Here is a 1266-nt window from a genome sequence, read left to right on the forward strand (position 1 = left end):
TAATATCCCCTTATAGGGGGAGAACATGCCACCCGCTAAGCGGGTGGTCATGACTCAATTGTCATTACCAAATCTTGTCTGTAATCTCCCCAATCTTTTCCGAATAAATTAAATCCTCCCACATATGTTGCATCATTTTTATTTCCGATTCTTACTTTTACAAATACATTAGACATTAAATCCAATTCATCAATTGTCCGATTGGCAACTTTCTCTCCGTTAACATAGCATCCGTTTTTATCCACTTCCCATGTCGTCCATAATCCGTACTGACTGCTTCCGTCAGGCCAAATAGAAGAATTCAGTCTTCCTCTTTTTGCACCAAAATCGCCAGGACTTGTCCAGGTTCCACATTCCTTTTCATTAATCCATACAGTTATATCTGACTTCCAATCTTCTCTATATCCAGGAGCTTCTGAGCAAATTTCTGCTGAAAAGCAAATTTTTTGGGGAGTCTTTTTTTTGGGAACCTCATTAGGAAACTTATATTCTACATAACCTGCAGAAGTCCAGAGAATTCCTGCTTTTGATTTCTCGGGATAGTAGAAACACTGTTCCATATCTTCATTTCCTACAACTCCATTGAGAGACCATAAACCGCAGGTTGGTTTTACTTTACATCCGGTAAATGCCCCTACAGGCATTTCTATACTTACAATCTCAGTTACAACTGCTTTTTTTCGTACAAGTCCAACATGCAAATAATCCACTTTACGTGTACACAGTTTGGTAGTTCCTCTGGTACCCGGCTGTTCCTCCATACGAATCAATCCTGCTTTTTCTAAAATTTTTGCATGAAAAGCTGCACTTGAAGCTGGTAAATTCATTTCTTTTGCTATTTCTCCAATAATTAAGCTTTTATCATACAAAAGCTGTAACATTTCCAATCGCACTGGAGAGGCCAGAGCTTTTCCTAAATCATATACTTCTTCCATAGCTTCGATATCATATTCTCTAAACTTTGCCATATCTTCCCTCTTTACTTTTATCTCGCTTTTTAATCTACAGATACGTTTTTAGTCAGACCATTCAGATTATATTATAAGTACATTCTAATGATTCACTAAGAAAAATACAATCCACAATCTCTCTTATATTTTTTCTTTTTCTTCGGCATAACGCTAAAAGCAGTTATGAATACAGTGTTAGTGCGGTTTGCCTGTATAAAGAAAAATAAAAAAAGTAAACTCTCAAAAAATTTAAAAGAAACGGTTGACAACACTGTTTATAAGTGTTATATTACAGATAGAACAAAAGAGGAGGTAC

General features: G+C 36.2%; 1 protein-coding gene. It reads right to left on the reverse strand.

Annotated features, from left to right (window positions below; genetic code table 11):
* Window positions 1-47: 47 nt before the first annotated feature.
* Entirely contained in the window at window positions 48-968 is a 921-nt protein-coding gene (locus G5A70_RS15470; protein ID WP_173750331.1) for an ArsR/SmtB family transcription factor, read from the reverse strand.
* Between the last annotated feature and the right edge of the window lie 298 nt (window positions 969-1266).

Origin of the sequence: Blautia hansenii, assembly GCF_013304445.1 — a bacterium.
In the GTDB taxonomy this organism is placed as follows: domain Bacteria; phylum Bacillota; class Clostridia; order Lachnospirales; family Lachnospiraceae; genus Blautia.

Bases quoted from the DNA above. Each gene is read 5' to 3' on its own strand.
- G5A70_RS15470 (WP_173750331.1), bottom strand. From the start codon at position 968: ATGGCAAAGTTTAGAGAATATGATATCGAAGCTATGGAAGAAGTATAT.